The sequence below is a fragment of the Chryseobacterium sp. GW823-FHT05E08 genome, assembly GCF_058795655.1.
Genome location: NZ_JBXAHY010000004.1, coordinates 347,220 through 364,037, shown reverse-complemented (window position 1 = coordinate 364,037; position 16,818 = coordinate 347,220). Strand labels below are relative to the sequence as shown.

The window sequence follows — 16,818 nt, the reverse complement described above, 5'->3', positions numbered from 1 at the left end:
TATCAAAACTAAGTTATATAAATTTCGGAATAGGAACTAGGTTTTCTGGTAAAGTATGATTAGTGTTTCCATAAATGTAATATGCAATTGTAGCAATTAATATTAAAAGGAGCACTACAATCCAAAGAGTCGTATACCATTTTTTCTTCTTTGTTATATATAGTAGATCCGAATTATGTTCTTCATCATTATTAAGAATACGAGCAATATCTTCCTCTGTTAATAGATCAGTATATCTTATTTTAAAATGGTTGTAACTCTTTTTAAACCTGCTTTCTTGTTCAGTAAGTTCCAATCTTGAAATTACCATATAAACCAGCGTTATACCTATAAAAACAAATGTTATTAAAGTACTATACAAGATAAAATCAGAATTATTTTTTGGTGTAGCAAGAATTCTCGTGACTATCAATGAAGAGAAAAATGTAACTAACGAAAGTGCAGACTTTTGAAATCCGTTAGCAAAATTATCTGTAAAACTTGCTACGCGCTTGCCATAATCTAAAATTTGGTCGGACATTTTATTTCTAACTTCAATGTATTGTTTTACATTCTGTTTTTCATAAATTTTGTAGCTGGATTTTAAAGATTCAAATACATCTCCCTCAAGCTCTAAACTAGAGTTCTTTTTTAAATGTAACGAGATTAAGTTTCTAGCTAAACCAATCTTATCTAAAATGTTCCCGCTACTGTATATCCATAAATATATATTGTAAAAATCATCTAAATTTTTAATGGTAATATTATCTGCATCTATGGATTCACTGATTGACCTATAACCATTTAACTTATAATAAAAACTTTCTTTTGTTAGATCAGTAATATCAAAAATTGATGATAATAGAAGAATTTTGCCTAACCTTTGAAATCGTTCCAATGTTGACAAATCAATTTCACCGTTACCACCGAAAATAAAATCTTCTGGCAGAACATGTAGTTTTCCAAAAAATGATGAGTGATTATTAGAAACTATATTACTAATTCTTTTTTCACGATAATCAAAATTATCTTCTGTAGGTTGATATTGAGCAGCAATAAAGAATTTACTACTATTTAATGTACCAACAAAGTCATTTATTAATATATAAATCTTTGAAGTATGATCAAAAATACTGCTTGAGAAAAAGTTTGCTAAACTTAGACTGTCAAATGATTTTATGTAATTAAAAAAACAGTCTTTTGCATAAAAAAGGAATTGATTATCGTTTGGAGTTTTATAAATATTGATTTTAACATTGATTTTTTCTCCCTCTTCATGACTTGACAGTAAATTATTTAGATCGTTAAGACTTGATGCAAAATTACTATCATCTTTGATCACAACAGAATCACCCTGATCAATAGAGAAATAAACAGAACAAATATCAGAATTTTTGACTTCCGCAAAAATATCTTTGAAATTCTCTTCTTTAGGCGTTAGGATTGTAGGATATGAATATCCTACAGTAAATTCACTGAAATCTTCTTCAAAAATTTCAATCTCATTAGGAGTTCCAATACTATTTAAAAAAGCATTATATCTCATACTTTTACATATTAACCACCAAATTCTTCAAAGCCTGTTGAGGTCTTGATAAATATACCTTTTTCTTGTCGGTCATTTCGAGCACTTTCTATTGTACCAGGATTTATTTCTCCTTTCAGAACCAAATCGATACTTTCATGTAAAGTAATAGTTCTTTTTATTTTAGCAGTGATTGCTTTTTTCACTAAGCTAAATTGTGGATCAAAAGCAAATTTTGCTGGAAGCTCCCTGGCTTTATCTTTATACTTGTCAATATCTAAACCTTCTTTTTCGGGAACATATCCATTTAAACATTTTTCAATATAATCTTCCATCTCGAATTCTTCATTGGAACGAAAATAATGAATGGTAGTATTTCTTAAGTTCCAAAAATCAATATTGGATTCTTTTCTTATAGCATTAAGAATTTTGGATTCAATAATAGTAAAAGCCTTTTTTGTATTTTCCTCATCTTCATATTTTTTCGCAAGCTCTAAAAAACTATCCCACCAATATTTTGATATTGATTCATTAATATCATTAACATAAATATCTTCTATATTTTTTTCATTGTCAAAAGTGATTTGGACAGATTTAAAAATCTTCTTCTTTAAAGGAAATCCATCTTGTTGAGTAAATGTTGTCCTTTCTATATATGAAAGAGTTTCAGCTTTGCATATGATAATTTTTTCAACATTTCGATCGGTAATATGCGAAATGATAAGCAAGCCTTCATGCAGTTGTTTACCTAATCTTGAAATTTTTTCCTGGGCTTCAACTTCAATTCTCAATAATCTGTCGGCAATTGCTTCTACTTCACTGAAATCTATACCATTATTAACAATTTGGCTGACTATATTAATAACCTCAGTATGCGTGCTATTACATATGAACTGTCTACCTCCTTGTGTTGAAATTTCATGAACAATACCCTGAATAAAATTCATGTAATCCGCTTCATTATCCGTTGCTTCTAAACTTGTATGCTTGTTAGCTTCTAAATCCAAGGTATATGAACCGATGCTATGAATCTGAAGGTCGCGCTGTGGAAAAGCAGCTTCCTGCTGTAAATCGTTATTGTCTGCCATTTGAGTAATTGAATGAAATACAATTTTAATGTATTATGGTTAATAATTTTTGCTAATGTTATGATTTATAACATAATTGCCAAATATATTAAAAATACATTATCAGTATTTACGTGTTTCCGTAATTAAAGTAAAAAACCATATAACTATTGTAGAACATTCGTTGAGACAATGTAAATCTTAATCAAAATAAGTATTAGTGGCATTTATTAAAATTCTGACAATTTCCTCTCACTGTCACTTAAGAAAATAAGGTTGTCGGGCTCAGACATAAACCAAGCAAAACTCCCCCAAGCTAATTCAGGAACAGTTTTACGGAATGGTTGTACCTGTCTATCCCTATAAGCAGTAACGAATGCAATATTTTGTCGTTTGAAACCAGCTTTGTCACTGAGTTCATACAAAGATTCTTTTCTTCTCTCGGAAATTGGTCCATCAGAGGCAACAACTTCCACAAATACCAAAAGCGGATCTGGTGTACCCAGATCTGCTAAGATCAGATCGGGCAAATTTTTATCTGCTTCGATTTCAAGGCCTATGGTTTTAGCAATAGCATCATCTATAAATGTTACTTTAGCGTCACTTGTGCTTAGCCATAAGACCGCTGGTTCTTTTAAAAATTTTTTGGCAAAAACTTCTACAACAGCTTTAGATATTTCCGAACTTGGACCAGCACTTAAGTTTCTTGCTTCGCCATTCGGAAACGTTACAAGAACTCTCCCATCAGTTACATTTCCGGTTCGGCTTGCTAACGATAATCTCGCTCTTGCACTGGCTGATAAATTAGTATTCTGCCATGATTTGATTTCTGATTCCAATTCCTCTTCCGCAATCGATGGGTTGAAGAGATTTGCAAAATCATTCTGAAGTGTATAGCGAGGTCGGCTGGACGTAGTAGGTAGACCAGCTCTAGTAATAACCGCTCCTACAGGAATCAATCCTTCTCTTAAAGTCTCGTCTCTGATAGGTTCTCTCGTATTATCTGCATACCATCTTTTGCCCTCGGGCTGAAAACCTTTCGATAATGCTTGAGTACCATACTGTTTACGATTCACATCATCGGAGAGAACCGATTGCTCAGTTGTCATCCTATATACATGAACAGGACCGATAAAAGTATCATTTCCATCAATCGCACCAATGTAAAGCATAGTGAAGATTGTGCTGGCAGCCATCTCCCTAATAAGATAGGTTCTGTTGGGAGTACCTTCAGGAAATATCAAAGGAAGACGCTCATGGATTAATTCTCTTGTCACGTATGGAGGCAATTGATTCATTTAGTTTTTATTGTAAATTTTTGTGCATTCCTTTTCAATAAGATCAGAATCTGCATTATTACTGATTAATGTATTTAGGCGTTTTAATTTTGATGGTTCTGGCAATGGTAGTGATTCTAATTCATAAGCAGATACTGCAACGCTCCCACTGATTGTCGTGAATGCGTCGTTAACAACCCTGCTGTTTAAGAAAGTTGATAATGTTTTAAGGTTTACAAGAGGATCAGCGACCGTTGCAATAATCATATTCAAATGATTTTCAATAATTACCGATGTATATTCTTCAAACAATTCATCAGGAAGTACCGATGTGATCAATCTTTTATCCTGTTCTTTAGAAGTGGTGCGTTGCAACAAAACACAAGATTTTTTGGTCTTTAGGAAATCGTCACCGTCTTTAGATTGGAACCATTTTTTATGATTTTTCTTCTCTGCCTTCAACTGAAAATTTCCATCCTTTGAAATGGCCTCAGCCCAAATTATCGGATAAGAATTTCTGTTTTTTTTATCAGATAATTGTTTTTTATGTCGGTTCCAAACTAATTGTCCTGTACTTACTTTATATCCGTATGTACTAAGACGATTGTTCATGTCCGACATTGTAGCTACAATTTTAGCGTGTTTAATATTTCTTGGTAATATCCATGGAGAGCCTTTATCAATAGGTAATTCATACTTACCAGCTGAAGAAATCTTTAATTTGCCACTAGGTAAGGTCGCAATCTCACTAATCTCTACAACTGGAATTTCGTCAGACAACTGATTTTTCTTTTTATAGACTGCTAATAGGGTTTCTTGCAGTACATCTTCAAACACTCCTTTTCTACCAGCAACAAAATCAATCGTTACCGGGTTAGTTTCTTTCCGAATGAACATTCTCAATTTTTTAAAATATTCACCAGAAAGATAACTCGTAGGTGTAAGATACCCTATAATTCCACCAGGTTTAACTAGATTGATTGCCAAATGAGTAAAGACACCATATAGATTTGCGTGACCAAATAGACTGTCCTCATATTCTTCTCTCACTTCTTTATTCAATGTCAGTTTACCGTAAGGGGGATTTCCAATGACCACATCAAATTCTCTTCGGTTAGCTTTATCTGAAAAAAAAGCGATCGTATCACAGATCGTTACCATTGAGTTTATGCGTCGACCCGCTAAGTTCATAATATCTTTTACTGCAATTTGTAAAAATATTTCTGTTAGCCAAGCTGAAAATGGGTCAATTTCAAAACCCTTTAGATTTTGTTCCAGATGTTGCAGTTGTTCTTCTGGTGATAGATAATCAATTGCAGAGAGTATACGAAGAGCTATCGGTGCTAAAAAAGCCCCACCCCCGCATGCTGGATCGGCTACAGAGCAAGATGCCCAATCTACTCCGGCACTTTCCACACCGTTTAATAGTCTGTCCGTAAGTGCAGGTGGAGTATAAAACACACCGTTATCTGATCTCATTTTTTCCGGAAGGATACTGGTGTATAAATTTCCTAATTCATATGAGGCTTTAATTATGTCTAGTTCACCGGCAGCCTTGCCAATAACGTTGGCAACCGCTTTGATACTATCGTCAAATTCAACAAGAGGAAACTCAATGCGACTGAGTTTTATCGGAAAAGATTGTAAAGAAAAATTTCGTTTTGAATTCCAATATGAATTAATAACACGTTGCATAAAGTATTGCACTGTGTGGAGTCTTACCTCATCTTCAAATTGTTTTGCCCAAGCTTTAGCCATAACCTTCCCACTGACCAAAGTTTTTAAAGGGTCTTTATCTTTGTTATTCAAAACAGCTAAAATCTCCTTTGTGATAGTTGATTTAACTGTAGTTTTTTTATGACTTAATAGAGTACTCATAATATATTTCAAATATAGCTAAACTGCAATCTTTAAACAAGAAACTTCTGAAGAATCGTCTTTTGCAAAGCTAAGTTCCTAATGCGACAAATTATGACGTATTAAATAAATATTTTTATCATAATAATACTCGGGCAAATAAAAATAGTCGTAAACCATCATCTAACACCATAATATATGTTTAATATTTATATAGCCTGTACACAATATTCTATGAAGATTACTCAAGTAAAATTTTTACAGAAGACTCTCTACTATCTTTATACAGAAACCATGAGATGTTGATGATTTTGAGATAATCATTTTTGGCTCCCAGCCGTTTATGTTGTTTTTCGGATAAAGGTTCAGTAATTGAAATATATTCTCCAATACGGGGAAGGAATGGGAGCTCCCATTTGATTTCCACTGATGAATGTTTATAACATAAAAACACTTTCATATTTTTTTATTTCTAAGATACTTATTTTAAAGATAAATTTAGTGGTCTGGGAATTCAAATACGGTTTGGTGGTCATCTTTCAAAACTAGATAGGCACTGAATTTTTTGCCGTTTTTGGCCTTCATATTTTTGATGAGTGGTGTTCTTTTATTGTTGATGAGTGAAGTGATGTGTTCTATGCTGAGCTTTACTCCGCAGACATTTCTGAACTGCATCCAGTTGCATTGCTCAATAGGGCATTTGATGATCTTGTCTTTGATGATGAGGTGTTGCTGTTGGCATTTTGGGCATTTGAGTTCGGGAATGTTCTCTTTAAGAATTGAGAGTGATAATAGTTCTTTGGTGATCTCTTTTGTGTAGTCTTTGATATCGGTAATGAATTTTTTTGAATTCAGTTCGCCTTTTTCGATCTTGTCGAGTGTCATCTCCCACTCTGCGGTCATTTGTACATTGGCGATCTTTTGGTCTTTGACAATATGGTAAACTTTAAGTCCTTTTTCGGTTGGAGTAAGCGTTTTGCTTTTTCGGATGATGTAGTTTCTGCTCAGAAGGGTTTCAATGATGGAGGCTCTGGTGGCGGGTGTACCTATTCCAATGTTCGAAATCGCTTTCTGCAGATCTTTATCTTCGAGTGATCTTCCTGTATTTTCCATCGCTGACAACAAATCGGCCTCATTGTACAGTTTGGGGGGTTGGTCGTTTTTTCCTGTAGCACAGCTTGGGAGATTTTCAGTTCATCTCCGATTTTCATTTCTGGCAGGTCAATAAGTGTTTCTTCGACGTTATGGTTATTGGATGTGCTGTCGTTATTTTTGTTATTATCGTTATGGTCTGAGAGTATCCCTTTGATGGCACGCCAGCCCTTATTTAGTATCTTTGATCCTTTGATGCTGAATTCATAGTGATGTATTTTAATCGTGATATGACTGACTTGTTTGCTGCAATGTTCTGAAAGGGATTCCAGTAAACGATAGGCAATCATATCGTAAATGGCTTTTTCCGTTGCGGTGAGTGCGGATGGTATTTTTGTGGTGATCAAAAGTCCGTGGTGATCGGTCACCTTGAGGTCATTAACCATCCTTTTGTTGAAGTTCCCGAATGTAAGGGTTGAAATGGCGGGTTTGAACTGATCGACTGTATTGAGAATTCTGACCAGCTCCGGGATCTCTGCCCAAAGGTCTTTGGGAATATATTGACTGCCGGTTCGTGGGTAGGTGATGAATCTTTTCTCATAAAGACCTTGTGCAGCCTGCAAGACTTCATCAGCTGAGAGACCTAACTTTCTGTTAGCCTCTTTTTGAAGTTCTGTCAGATCAAAAAGAAGAGGTGATGGTTCTTTTACAATATTGACAGAGACATTCTCGACAGTGGCTCTGCCCTCCCGCTCTATGGCTCTTAGAATCTGTTCTGTCTGTTTTTTATCAGCCCATCGTTCATTGGAATGACTGGTGAAATCCAGGTATTCTTTGCGGTGCTTCAACTGGATCTGGAAGTATTTCTTCTGTTTAAAATTTTGATGGTCTTCGAATCTTTTGCAGATTAAAGCCAGGGTTGGTGTCTGTACCCTGCCTAATGAGTAGACATCCTGATTAGCGGCAATGCTTAATGCCTGAGTGGCATTGATCCCAACCAGCCAGTCGGCTTCGCTTCTGGCTTTGGCTGCCTCATACAAACCGTCGAACGCTGAACCGGGCTGGAGCTTTCTGAACCCTTCTTTTATAGCTTTTTCGGTAAGGGAACTGATCCAGAGTCTTTCGAAAGGTTTGTTGCATTGAAGGTAGTGGTAGATGTATCGGAAGATGAGCTCTCCTTCCCTTCCTGCATCGGTGGCTACAATGATGCTGTCGCATCGGTTGATGACATTTTGAATTGTTTTTAACTGTTTGAGCGCTGAAGGATCAGGCTGATAGCCTTTGTGGTTTTGCTTTTTGATAGATCTTGGGATCAATAGGAATGGATCTGGAAAGATAGGCAAAGAGGCTTTGTCAAAGCCTCTTATACCATAATCTTCCGGCATTCCCAATGACACCAAATGGCCTAGTGCCCAGGTTATGCAATAACCATTGCCTTCCATGTAACCGTCTTTTCTTTCGTTGGCATTTAACAATTGGGCGATCTCTCTTGCGACACTGGGCTTTTCTGCGATGATAGCTTTCATAGGGTTGGATTTATTGTGGTTGTAATTGTTTTTAATTGTAATTGATTATTACATCTTGCGCCCTTTGGATCTGGCAGGTTTCTTCTGCTGTTCTTCCTGCTGTTTATTAGCAGGCTGCTGCTGTTTGGACTCCAACGGTTCTTTATGATTCTTGGTAGCTTCGTTGGTCTTGCCATCGGAATTGACCGCTTTCTGGGTCTTACGGTCTTCTGATGGTTGGGCTTTTTCTTTCAATTTGTTAGGGTTGGTAAAAGAAAAGTCCGTTTTAGAGGTTTCCTTGTTGAAGGTGATATAGCCTTGATAGGCTTTTCCTTTGCCGTCTATAAGTCCATCAACATAGACCGTCTGCCCTGCTTTGAACTTTTCATATTGTGCATCATCCAGTTCTTTTCCACGAAATACTTTTGGGGCTTCCCCGTCTTTGGATTGATTTTGCTGACTGGATGGATTCTGTTGTTGTGATTGATGCTGGTTTTGGTTGTTGTTGAAGATAAATTCAACATAGCGCTTGTCTGCGTTGAATTGTACGGTGGCATCGAACAGTTCTCCTTTTTTGGAGGTCATGCTTTCCAGATAAAGTGGCTTCCCTTGCAACAGTGTTTGTTTTTGGTGGTCATCCAGCTTGATGCCTTTGATGTCATCCGGAATTTTCATATACTCGGCTCTATAGGCGACAAGTTCGTTGGTCAATCGGTCACGGCTGATCACGGACGGGATGATCTCATCGGTCTTAGGATTAACGAGGTCGACGACCCTGCCCATATTTCCGTTTTTTTTAAGGTTCTTTATATCGTCTTCGGTGAACTCATGACCGAGGAACTTGAGGTTGTAGTTCGGCTCTTTGCGGATGCCGTGCAGGTTAACGGCAACTTCGCCGTTGTCTGCTGTCTGAAGGGATAGACGGACATCCATCTTGCTGACCGCTTTTCCCAGATTGATGGTAATGGGAATTAAGGTATTGGTCTTAAATCCCCTGAGTAGCGGATCTAAAGCATTCATCTTTTCAAGCTTTTCTTGGGTTAGCCCGAATTTTTCCATCGTCTTCCAGTCGATTTGTTCCGGCTGAAAACGATACTCCTGATTGTCTGTGTTGTTTTCCATTGTAGTCTGATTTTTTAATGGGTTGGTGTTTTTTGGTAAGACTTCATATTCTTTCAGCTGTTCCTTTTCTTCAGGCGATGCCTGATCAATATAGTCCTGAAGGTTTTTCGCGGTATTGACCGCATCATATTCCGAGACCTTGAAGAAGTTAAAATGGGAAGGATTTTTCAGCTGCCGGTAGAAATTGGAAAAGAAGTTAGAGAAGATATCACCGTGTTTGTCAACCAGGATCAACTGGTCATTGTCTTTCTTCTCGTCTGGTGGTAACTTTTGCAGATTTCCATCTTTGTCCACCCCTTTGACCATCTCGACCGCATTGGTTTGGATGTTCAGGACAAGCAGGGTGTCAGATACCGGCTTAATCTCATAGGTTTCATTGGTTTCATTCTGTACCTTATTTTCCATAGCAGATATTTTGTATGATGAAGGTAGCAGGATGAGTGGTAGATACTTTGATCTTGAATTGTGCCTACTTCTTTGGCAGCTTCTGTCCTACTTCATTATGCACTTAAACATTCTCTGATGAGCTGATGGACATCGGACTGCTTATAGTAAAGCTTACCACTGATAGTATAGTAAGGCAGCTTTTTGTCGGTGCGGTAGCGTTGCAGGGATCTTGAACTGATCTTTAGGAGTTGTAATACGTCTTGATTGTCAAGCAATACCTCTCCGTCGATCTCTATGAATCTGGATTGACTTGATGATACTTGTTCTTTAAGGATGTCGAATCGTTCCATGATCCTTTCCATCCATGCGATAAATTCTGTTCGTTCGATATTCATAACGGTGATTTTTAGGTTTTAATGATGTGAACAGTTGATCAACTTTTAATGGGGTAAAGTTGAAATATGCAGATCACAAAAAATCACTACCTTTTCGTAGTACCGAAAAGATTTTTTATAATTTTGAAACATATATTTGGTCGTCACTATTTGAAACAGTGACACAGGTCCATAAAAAAAAGCACTGATTAGACTGATTAGTCAGATCAATGCTTTCATCGTTCAAAATGATAAATATTAAAAACTTTATAGCTGATAGTATGCAAGATCAAACAGTCGGTGATGACCCGCCATCTACCGAAATGTTCTCCTCTAATATATTGGGATTCAGATGATGCCAGAAAAGCAACGATGTTGACTACTTCATCAGGCTCCCCTATTATCCGATCGGCACACCTAACGTTTCAATGATGTTTTGAAAGTCCTCATCGAAACTCACCTTTGATTGTTGCGCAATATTTTCAACAAGCTCATTCATTGATGGTGTTTAAATACTCTGGAGACACCATATTTATCCTTACACATTTTGATCCTACTGCGCTCACCAGCGCCTTGCTGTAAGCGTTGAGTGCTGCCTTGGCTGATGAGTAGGACAATGTCATGTTCCAGATCGGCAGCTTGGCAGCTCCTGCAGAATATTGATAATCGAACACTCTTTCTGATCAAGCATTGCAGGTAAAAATGCTTTATTGATTCGAACCATTGACTAAAAATTAAGCTCCCAACTTTTGCACCAATTTTCATCTTCCAACTTGATTTAGCTTCCTCCAGGCCCTAATTCGCGCCTGCATTATTAATAATGATATCTATTTTCTCGTAGTTTTCTAAGATCTCTTTTGCGATTTTTTCGGCACTGGCTGCCTGATTAAGGTCTGTGTCAATAAAATAGTGGCTTCTGGAAGTGTCTTTTGATTCTATTCGGCAGTTATGACTACTGTTGCTCCGTACGAACTTAGTTTGAATATATTTTTAGAACTTTTTATATTAAATGCATCAAAAGATATAAGGCTGATGAATGAAATAATGAAAAATATTTTTTTCATAATGTTCTGATATTCCGATATAGAATACTTTTTGTTTTTAAATAATTTTATTAAAGATTAAAAATTAATATATGGTTCTACAAAAAAGTAATCCAGAATGTCCGTTTATACAACCTTTACCTTTTATATTTTCTGAACCGTCACGTTCGTTACATTTCCCATACCGGTAGGACCGATTTCAGAGGAGAGGATAACGCAGCTCTGATTGGGAGCTGCTGTGAAACGAACCTGATATCCTGCGGAAGGCACTACTAGCATTGTAGTATAGTTCATTAATTCTCCGATTCTTGTACCCGCAGTTAAAGTCGGTGTATCTGCTCCGGCATAATGGCTTCCCCTAGCGAGGTAGTTATTATCCGGAATTGGTCGTATTCCCAACACAAGCTGTGCACCATTGGTAATATCGGCGAAGCTTGCCTGTAATGTAACGATATAGTTTCCTGCTTGGTTGAAGGTGAGCGTCCAGTTGCTTGTATTATAAGTATAATATGCCGAGGTAACCAAAGGGGTTGCAAAATGCAGTGTAACGATTGTCGTGCTGTTAGTAATTGTTTGGTCAGCATTTAAGCGGGCATGAAAAATATCGCCTGTTGCAAAACCTATTGTTTTCAGGATACCGTTTGCATCGGCTACTACCATCCTGTCTGTTCCGGCAACACCTACATTGGTATTAATATTACGTACTCGTACGTTACCACTCCCTATATCCAGTTTTTCTGTAGGTGCAACAATGCTTATGCCAACATTACCGGAATTTGTCAATGCAAAATCATTTGCCTGTTGAGCTGCTGTGGGAGCTCCGAAAGAGGCATTGTCTTTTCCTGCGTCGATATGAAATGCTGTTTGCGGATTTTGGGTATTTATGCCGATTTGCGCAAAGCTCGTGATTGAACATAATAAAACTGATAGATTAATAATTTTAGTTCTCATATAATTGTAATTTTTGTGGTTTTTTGCTTTTAACAGTACAACATTTATGTGATATCGATTCAGAACTATCTGTCTCCATATCATTAAATTATATATCATTGTACTGGTCTAAAGTTAGTTGTAAATTGCAAAGTTTTTCAGCAAATCTTGTAGATATTTATCGAATGTGTTGTAAATTATTTTTTACAAAAAAGCCTCTCAAGTTGAGAGGCCAGGGTGAAATCACTAATTATCCTTTAGAAAAAAAATTATTGTTTTTATTAGAATTACAGTCAGAATAAAAAACCTTCAATACAAGATTTTAATATAAAATTACTAATACTTCTTTAACCCTGTTTTATCAATTGCAGTATTGCTGTACACTTCAAAATTAGAATGAAAACAAGCAGATTCCAATTTTATTATGTAGATATTAATCGGATCTACTGTAATTTTTTCACAAAAAAATTGCTCTCATATAGAAAGATGTAAAACATAAATTTGAAAAAAAAAATTATTTACATATTTTTATATATATTTTCATAAAATTTTGAAAGCGCAAAATATATGATTTATTACGTATAACATTTATCGAAGCATCCCGTACCGTAAACTACTTATTCATAAATGAAATATATTATTTCACAGGGTCACCGCTCTATTATATACTCTAACAAAAATAAAATTTCTATTTCGGAACAATAATGCATAGCAATCTATCCCAACTGTTATAATTCTTTTCTACAAAAAAAATCTCCAATGAAGAGGCTTTAATAAATTCGCATTATCATTTGAAAATATACATTGTATGTGTTTCTCATATCAGATATAATCTGCTGCAGCATTTACAAAATATCATTTTTTATATATTGCTTAAAATGTCCTGATACGGAAATTGTATTTCCGTACCAGGACAAAATAAAAAATGATAATTTATAAAAATTAAAATACCCATGTCTTATATTTTGTCTTTCTTCGTAAATCAAAGATTTGAGATCAACAGATAATTCTAATTGCCAGACTCAAAATAAACTTTAAAATATGGAGTTAACAATTATAACTTATGGAGATTAATCGCATATCCTTTAAAATATTTTCTATAAAAATTGCCTTTCAATTAAGAAAGGCAAACGAAAATAACTGTTATAAATACGAATATATACCTTAGGCTCAGTGTAGTCCATACTATATTATTCATAATTGGTATCAGGCGATCCATGCTCTTTTACATATATGGGGGGATATCTAACCTAACGTGATCACTTAGCCAATCAAGTAACTCTGGCTGTCTTTTTTTCTTTTCTGTATTTTTATTTAATTAATGTGTCAGTTAAAATATTTATTTTACCTGTTTAATAATTACATAACTTCCAATATTCACTGTAGCGCTTCCAACCACCGGTTGAACTATAACTCTAACGGTAGTATCCGTGGTTGGAGTGTAAATTGCTGAAGAAACCGCAACTCCAATTCCTGCACCGCCAGAGAAAGTTGTTGGATTAAGAACTGTTAGGTTGGCTGCATTAATTGCAGTAAGCGTTGCTCCTTGGTACCATCTTAACCTAATGTCGCCAGCTGTTGGATTTGAAAAATCTGTAAAATGCCAGTATGCGGCCAATTCATATGTCTTTCCTGCCTGTAAAGTAAAAACCCCATTTGTAGCATTTAGCGCAATATTATTAGTAGCCTTTACCGTGTTGAAAATGACATTTCCGGTTGTGTTAATAACTGCTGGTGTCGAAATCCCAGCAAAGATATAGTCTGGAATAGGACCTACAGATGTGGAGTTGTTATAATTAACGGTTTCCCAAGTGATCGCTGCTCCTGTAAGCCCCGTACTGATTAATGTAATGCTTTGACCAGGACCTATATTTACAGAGCTATTTCCATCTATAGTCTCTGTACCATTAGTATTCACTACCAGATTTTGAGCGACAGTTCCGTTCTTAATTAAATACACACGACCTTTATAATTCCCGGCACCAATTGCAGCTGCAGCGGGAAGGGTAAGTGCACCAGAAGCAGTACCTTTATATACCACATAATAATCGTTAGAAGTCATGGCGTAAACAGGACTTATAATAGGAATATAGTTCCCTGCAAATGAACCTTTAACGTCAAGCGTAGAGCCAGGATTGGCATTATTAATACCTACATTCCCGATTGTGCAAATGCAATTCCCGATATGAGAATGGCAGCTGTGATAATTAGTTTTAAAAATTTGTTCTTCATAATTGTTTCATTTAATGCGATAATTATCATGTGATAATCAATCTGTATTTGTTTTTGCTGATAGTGGATTACTTTTGTATGGATATAGGCTCAATGCAATTTATATTATACCATTCATTATTGGGGGAGGGGTATACCAGATATGGGACGGGATAGCCAACCTAAGGAATCACTTAGTCAATTAAGTAACCACAGCTGTTGTTTTCTTTTATAATCTATGTCTCAAAATTAATTTGTTGGTATGGCTGTTATATTATTTTCTCCGGCAGATGAGCTCATTAAATTAGTGAGCGGTGCAGACCATCCTATTACTGCATCAACTGCACCGACTATATAATAATAAGTTTTAGGACTATTTGAAACATTATTTAAAATCACTGAACCTGACATCATGTTATAAAACATACCTGTACTAAATACACCACTTATTAATTTATTCCCAATCAGGTCAGGTGATTGTACAATTGTACCTGCAGTTGAGTCGGTAAATGTTGATCTTAACCAAATACTGTATCCATTAGGAACAGGTGCCATTGGACTAAAGGTAGGAGAACTCACTATACAGTTTACATAAACAACGTATTTACTATTTGCTGGTACTGTAATGGAAGCACCAGTAGCATTCCATTGGTTCCAATTTGCAACAGTTAAGGTTACTCCCGTACCTAATGTTCCAAATAAAGCTGGCGCAGATGATGTAGGTAATGCCATCTTGCGAATCACCCCATTATTATCAACCGCAAGCATATTTGTTCCTCCTGATGAAGGGATATTTCTAAGACGTGCTGTACCATCAACATCTAACTTTTCAGTAGGGCTTGCTGTACCAATCCCCATGTTTCCCGTTCCCGTTACACTCAGGTTATTGCCTGCATTTGCTACGATCGTTGCTTGGTTGAGCGTACCCCCCAGCATTACAGTTGACCCTGTAGCCGTAAGGCCATTGCTAGCGGTTACAGAACCGCCCACTCCACTTGTGTTAGAAGTTGAGCTATACCCAATAAGTTCCCATGTGGAAGCCGTTCCGCTAAGCCCAGTGTTGATCATTTGCACACTTTGGTTTGGAGCCACAGTAACACTGCTGCTTCCATTGATGGTTTCTCCTGTCGCAGCATTTACCGTAACCGTAAATATGGTATTGTTATTAATGGTATACATTCTTCCTTTGAAGTTTCCTGTTCCGGCTACTGCAGCAGGAAGGGTGAAGGCTGCATTGGCAGTTCCTTTATAAGAAACATGGTAGTCTGTAGCGGTCATTGCGTAGGTAGTTGACGTTACCGCATTATATTGTGCTGCTAACGATCCTTTTACATCAAGGGTAGAATTGGGGTTAGCAGTATTGATACCTACGTTTCCCGATTGTGCAAGTGCAATTCCAGAAATGAGAATGGCCGTTGCTGTACTTAACTTTATAAATTTATTTTTCATTGCTTAATTGTATTTTATTAATCTTTTTTTGTGTATTTTCTTAGCATAGCAATTTTGATATTGTACAAAAGTGCTCACTTACTTACCGTCCTTCCATTATTATACAGGAATTCCAGCTCTCTTATCATAAATCGCACGATCTCCCAAAAAATGACACTGAGTACTTTCTTTTTTGGCTCATATTTCTTGTTTCAACAAGAAAAAAATATATGCCTTATTGTAGAATGATTCAATTTTAACATTTTTAGTTGAAGTTTTTATATATATGTAATTTATTATAGATAGTATCATTATCAAAATCGGACCTGCGAATGCTTTATTCTAAAGGTAAAAAATAACATTATATGCATTATCTCAATGATTGCTTAAAAAGTAAGAAGCAAGGTTCTGAAGATTTCCGTTTCACCCTTACTTCTTTACTTCATCTATTTGTATTAAAACCTTATTAAGTGTATGATCAATACGCTGTGTATTTAAATAAAATCTCACACTTAATTGCAAGACAAAGAAACGAGGGATATTTCATTGTCTTTTTGTGTTTCTAGAATCTTTATTGTATATTAGTATTAGAATTACGTTAAGATATGTCATCAATAATCATTCCTTCTAATGGATTGGTTGTTAAAGAGGTAATGTCGATAAAACTTAAAAAAAAAGCGTAGATGAGTTGGGTTGATTTCTAAAATAAAACTTGGATTAGCAGTTCTGATGCCCACACAGCAATCTCGGTTTTGTCCCGAGACCAGTGTGCCTACAATAAGTAGCATCGTTAAATACATCATGAGTAGTACTTTTTTCATAAGTGTAATTTCTTTTAGTTGTTATATTTGGGTTCGTGTAAAATAAAGAATCAATTATGTTATAATTAGAATTTCGCCGTCGTTCCAATGTCAACTTGAGACTTCGGATAATGACTTTTTCGAAAATAGGGGTATTCTTCATAAGTTTATGTTTTATATTGTTAGGGGGTGTATTTTTCGGACGGAGGTATACATAGACA

General features: G+C 36.0%; 10 protein-coding genes and 1 pseudogene. All 11 read right to left on the bottom strand.

Translation table 11 applies throughout. The annotated features are described in order from the left end of the window. Positions 1–13 precede the first annotated feature (13 nt). On the bottom strand, positions 14–1,525 hold the full coding sequence (locus AC1Q7L_RS15715) for a hypothetical protein (RefSeq protein ID WP_492307667.1): 1,512 nt from the start codon (positions 1,523–1,525) through the stop codon (positions 14–16). Between the two features lie 11 nt (positions 1,526–1,536). Then, positions 1,537–2,592 (bottom strand): hypothetical protein, encoded by a 1,056-nt coding sequence (locus tag AC1Q7L_RS15710; RefSeq protein WP_492307666.1) that lies wholly within the window; start codon positions 2,590–2,592, stop codon positions 1,537–1,539. Positions 2,593–2,801: 209 nt separating this feature from the next. Next, positions 2,802–3,869, bottom strand: a complete 1,068-nt coding sequence (locus tag AC1Q7L_RS15705) for a BsuBI/PstI family type II restriction endonuclease (protein ID WP_492307665.1) — start codon at positions 3,867–3,869, stop codon at positions 2,802–2,804. Beyond that, the gene (locus AC1Q7L_RS15700; RefSeq protein WP_492307664.1) at positions 3,870–5,726 is read right to left on the bottom strand and encodes an HsdM family class I SAM-dependent methyltransferase; all 1,857 of its coding nucleotides are present in this window, start codon (positions 5,724–5,726) and stop codon (positions 3,870–3,872) included. It abuts the gene before it with no gap. Between the two features lie 477 nt (positions 5,727–6,203). Next, a pseudogene (locus AC1Q7L_RS15695) lies at positions 6,204–8,323 on the bottom strand (type IA DNA topoisomerase). Between the two features lie 48 nt (positions 8,324–8,371). Beyond that, complete coding sequence (locus AC1Q7L_RS15690) at positions 8,372–9,829, bottom strand: DUF3945 domain-containing protein (RefSeq protein WP_492307663.1); 1,458 nt, start codon at positions 9,827–9,829, stop codon at positions 8,372–8,374. Between the two features lie 95 nt (positions 9,830–9,924). Next, positions 9,925–10,206 carry a helix-turn-helix domain-containing protein gene (locus AC1Q7L_RS15685; RefSeq protein ID WP_492307662.1) on the bottom strand — a complete coding sequence of 94 codons (282 nt, stop codon included), beginning with the start codon at positions 10,204–10,206 and terminating at the stop codon, positions 9,925–9,927. A 774-nt stretch (positions 10,207–10,980) separates the two neighbouring features. Then, a complete protein-coding gene (locus AC1Q7L_RS15680; protein WP_492307828.1) occupies positions 10,981–11,169 on the bottom strand; it encodes an SDR family NAD(P)-dependent oxidoreductase in 189 nt (62 codons plus the stop codon). Positions 11,170–11,372: 203 nt separating this feature from the next. After that, positions 11,373–12,179: a hypothetical protein gene (locus AC1Q7L_RS15675; RefSeq protein ID WP_492307661.1), complete on the bottom strand. Its 807-nt coding sequence runs from the start codon at positions 12,177–12,179 to the stop codon at positions 11,373–11,375. 1,318 nt (positions 12,180–13,497) lie between these two features. Continuing rightward, positions 13,498–14,220 (bottom strand): hypothetical protein, encoded by a 723-nt coding sequence (locus tag AC1Q7L_RS15670; RefSeq protein WP_492307660.1) that lies wholly within the window; start codon positions 14,218–14,220, stop codon positions 13,498–13,500. Between the two features lie 398 nt (positions 14,221–14,618). Then, positions 14,619–15,818 carry a hypothetical protein gene (locus tag AC1Q7L_RS15665; protein WP_492307659.1) on the bottom strand — a complete coding sequence of 400 codons (1,200 nt, stop codon included), beginning with the start codon at positions 15,816–15,818 and terminating at the stop codon, positions 14,619–14,621. Positions 15,819–16,818: the final 1,000 nt, after the last annotated feature.

Excerpts from the sequence above, each read along its gene's own strand:
- AC1Q7L_RS15715 (WP_492307667.1), bottom strand. The coding sequence starts at position 1,525 with ATGAGATATAATGCTTTTTTAAATAGTATTGGAACTCCTAATGAGATT.
- AC1Q7L_RS15710 (WP_492307666.1), bottom strand. The coding sequence starts at position 2,592 with ATGGCAGACAATAACGATTTACAGCAGGAAGCTGCTTTTCCACAGCGC.
- AC1Q7L_RS15705 (WP_492307665.1), bottom strand. The coding sequence starts at position 3,869 with ATGAATCAATTGCCTCCATACGTGACAAGAGAATTAATCCATGAGCGT.
- AC1Q7L_RS15700 (WP_492307664.1), bottom strand. The coding sequence starts at position 5,726 with ATGAGTACTCTATTAAGTCATAAAAAAACTACAGTTAAATCAACTATC.
- AC1Q7L_RS15690 (WP_492307663.1), bottom strand. The coding sequence starts at position 9,829 with ATGGAAAATAAGGTACAGAATGAAACCAATGAAACCTATGAGATTAAG.
- AC1Q7L_RS15685 (WP_492307662.1), bottom strand. The coding sequence starts at position 10,206 with ATGAATATCGAACGAACAGAATTTATCGCATGGATGGAAAGGATCATG.
- AC1Q7L_RS15675 (WP_492307661.1), bottom strand. The coding sequence starts at position 12,179 with ATGAGAACTAAAATTATTAATCTATCAGTTTTATTATGTTCAATCACG.
- AC1Q7L_RS15670 (WP_492307660.1), bottom strand. The coding sequence starts at position 14,220 with ATGACTTCTAACGATTATTATGTGGTATATAAAGGTACTGCTTCTGGT.
- AC1Q7L_RS15665 (WP_492307659.1), bottom strand. The coding sequence starts at position 15,818 with ATGAAAAATAAATTTATAAAGTTAAGTACAGCAACGGCCATTCTCATT.